The sequence below is a fragment of the Micromonospora sp. CPCC 206060 genome (assembly GCF_036906895.1).
Lineage (GTDB): Bacteria > Actinomycetota > Actinomycetes > Mycobacteriales > Micromonosporaceae > Micromonospora.
Genome location: NZ_JBAKHU010000177.1, coordinates 1 through 2905, shown reverse-complemented (window position 1 = coordinate 2905; position 2905 = coordinate 1). Strand labels below are relative to the sequence as shown.

Here is a 2905-nt window from a genome sequence, read left to right as displayed (position 1 = left end):
CTATGCCGACCTGGTGCGCGACCTGGCCGACCACTACGGCGGTGAGGTGTTCGCCGCCCACCGGGCCCTGCTCGCCGACATCCTCACCGACTGACCGGAAGGACACTTGCCAGTGAACACCGTGAAGAAGAAGTACGCCGTCCGGTACCTGATCGTGAACCCCGCTGGTGACGTGCTCTGGATCGGCAGCGCGGTCGTTACCAGTGATTCGCTGCCCCTCGACGGCACTCCCTTGGAGGTTGCTGTCTCCCACGCGGTCACTGCCAACACCGTTCGCGCTGACTGCGACCGCAACGGCGTTGGCGTTCCCGGGCGGGTGCTCATCACCGCCATGTGGGAGGCCAGCCGATGATCACGACCACTGACCAGCAGACCGCGACCCGCGAGCAGGTGTTCGCCCTGGTTGCCGCCGGCATCGGCGCCGGGATGCCCGTGCCCGTGGGCATCAACATCGGCGACGGACTCAGCCACGGCCGGCTGGAGATGTTCGTCCGCGACGACGACCCGGCCGCCGTGGAGCTGTGGGCCAGCTGGCTGAACCTGCCCGCCCCGGCGATGGTCCTCTGCCCGATGGAGTCGGGGGCGCACTCGCACCGGTCGACCGGCTGGTTCCAGCCGTACGAGGCAATCGCCCACCTTCACCCGGACACCGGTCACCAGGTCGCGGTGAAGTCGTACATCACCGTGCCGGCCCCGGCCGACGCCGAGCAGGTTGAGGCGGTGGCCCGGTGACCGCTCCCGCGATCAACGGCACGCCCTACGCCCGGTTCGGTCGGCTGTTCATCCCCGCCGACAGCGTCCCGACCAGCCCGGACGCACCGACCCCGGTGGTGGCCGACCCGATCCCGCCGGCCGTCCCGGTCGACCAGCCGGCCAAGGTGGACCCGGTCCCGGCGGAGTCGACCCCAACCGCCGGGCAGCAGCTCGGGCCGGTGACGGCCGACGAGATCCGGGCGAAACTGGCAGCCGGCCGGGACCTGGTCGACGCGAAGCGGGACGACGCGCTGGCCCGCCGCCGTCAGGAGGTAGAGCACCGGATCGCGTTGGCCGAGGTCGAAGACCTGGAAGCCGACCAGCAGCGCTCCCGCCGGGAACGGGCCGAGGAAACCCGGGAATCGGCGAAGCTGACCCGCTACTACCGGCGCGCCGCCGGCCGGGGTGCGCGGGCCAGGATCCGGGCGGACATCGACCGGTCGGTGGAGATGCGCACCCTACGGGTCGCCCGGGTTCGGGCCGCGACCCTCGCTATCGGCATTCCCGCGCTGCTCGCGTTCGGCGCCTGGTCAACCGCCGGGGTGCAAGCCGGAGTAGCCCGGCTACTCGGTCTGAACGATGGGTCGGCCGGCTGGTGGGCCGCGTGGGGTGTGGAACCCGCGCTGCTGGCCGTGGTGGCGCTGATCATCATCAGCCGGGCCGTACTGGAATCGTCCGGCGGGAGCACCGACCAGCGGGCCACCCGCGTGGAGTGGACGGCGCTGCTGACGTCGATCGCGCTGAACATGGCCGGCGGCTGGCACGGGCAAGGATGGTCCGCCGCCGGAGGGCTGATCGCGCACTCGATCGGCCCGGTCGGCGCGGCCGGAGTCGCCTACCTCATCGGCCTGCTCCTCGGGTATGTGGCCGCCGCCCGACCCTGGCACGACGCGCCACGGCTGGCCGACCTGGACCTACCCATGCCCACCACCGGACCCGTCTCCGCCGCCGATTCGGAGGCGCCTCCGGAGGTAGTCAACCTGCGGAAACTCCCGACACCTCCGAACGCACCGGAGACGTCTCCGGAGGCCGTCGGAGGCTTGTCGGAGACCGATCGGGACCTGCTCCACCGGGTGCTCATGGCGATCGAATCCCGTGCCCTGGGAACGGCCCCGTCCGGCTGGCAGATCTACCAGCAGGTCATGAACGGCCGGGGCGACAAGGCCCGCGCCTACCGGGTCGCCGACATCGTCCGCACCTGGCGACCGGGACAACCCGCACCCCTGAACGCCGCCGCCTGACCACAACCCGTTGAGGAGAACCGCCATGGCCCGCACCAACCGCGCATCCGGCAACGACCGCGTCGCCATCCAGGTCGGCGAGGTCAAGCCGGCCAGCAGCAGCCCGAAGGACACGACCACCGCCGAGGACAAGCCCAGCCACGCAGGCAACACCTGCACCGGCAACGCCCGCGTCGGCATCCAGGCCGACACCGTGACCGGCCCCATCCACATCACCTTCTGACCCCACCCGGCGGCGCGGCCCCTGGCAACCAACCTGCGCCGCGCCGCCGGCCCCCAACCATCCGAGAACCGATGGAGGAAACACCATCATGAACCCCCCGAACGATGACCGCTTCGACTGGCACGCCGCCGAAGCGGACCTGACCGACGCCACCGGTGGTGCGGAGGTGGTCGACCTGGACGACGCCCGCGCCCGCCGTGCGATGCCCCGACCTCGTCCGGCTGGTGACACGCACGTTGATGTGACGTTGGATCAGGCGCCGCAGCCCGGCGGAATGCTGGTCGACCCGCCGCCGGTCGCGTCGTCCGGTCGACGGCCGATCATCCCGCCGGGCTGGTCGGGGTGGCGCAACATCAAACACAGTCTGCGGCAGGCCGCCGAGTTGGCCGCCTACCGGGTCGGGTTCCACACGGTGCGCGCTCCTTGGTACGCGGTGCAGGCCGGGTTCTGGGCCACGGCCGGGTTGTTCCGGCTGACCGGGCGGCAGGTGCGGTGGTGGTGGGTGGCCGAGCAGACCGGGTTGCGGCAGGCCGCCGCCGACGCCGGGGACGCGGCGATGTGGCACAAGCTGCACCGGGAGGTGAAGGCAACCCGCACATGGCGGGGAATCGTCCTCACCGTCGAGGCGCTGACCATCGCGGTCGGTGGGCCGATCGTGTGGGCGGTCGCCCCGTGGTGGGCGTTGACC

The 2905-nt window shown here is 71.6% G+C and carries 4 protein-coding genes and 1 pseudogene; all 5 read left to right on the top strand.

Annotated elements, in window-relative coordinates:
• The first annotated feature begins 112 nt into the window (after positions 1 to 112).
• The gene (locus tag V6U90_RS32970) at positions 113 to 352 is read left to right on the top strand and encodes a hypothetical protein (protein ID WP_334445020.1); all 240 of its coding nucleotides are present in this window, start codon (positions 113 to 115) and stop codon (positions 350 to 352) included.
• Complete coding sequence (locus tag V6U90_RS32965) at positions 349 to 732, top strand: hypothetical protein (RefSeq protein ID WP_334445018.1); 384 nt, start codon at positions 349 to 351, stop codon at positions 730 to 732. The genes V6U90_RS32970 and V6U90_RS32965 overlap by 4 nt, the downstream gene beginning before the upstream one ends.
• Positions 729 to 1994: a hypothetical protein gene (locus V6U90_RS32960; protein ID WP_334445016.1), complete on the top strand. Its 1266-nt coding sequence runs from the start codon at positions 729 to 731 to the stop codon at positions 1992 to 1994. The genes V6U90_RS32965 and V6U90_RS32960 overlap by 4 nt, the downstream gene beginning before the upstream one ends.
• A 25-nt stretch (positions 1995 to 2019) precedes the next feature.
• On the top strand, positions 2020 to 2217 hold the full coding sequence (locus V6U90_RS32955) for a hypothetical protein (RefSeq protein ID WP_334445014.1): 198 nt from the start codon (positions 2020 to 2022) through the stop codon (positions 2215 to 2217).
• Between the two features lie 88 nt (positions 2218 to 2305).
• Positions 2306 to 2905, top strand: a pseudogene (locus V6U90_RS32950) (cell division protein FtsK); the annotation flags it as partial.

Excerpts from the sequence above, each read along its gene's own strand:
- V6U90_RS32955 (WP_334445014.1), top strand. The coding sequence starts at position 2,020 with ATGGCCCGCACCAACCGCGCATCCGGCAACGACCGCGTCGCCATCCAG.
- V6U90_RS32965 (WP_334445018.1), top strand. The coding sequence starts at position 349 with ATGATCACGACCACTGACCAGCAGACCGCGACCCGCGAGCAGGTGTTC.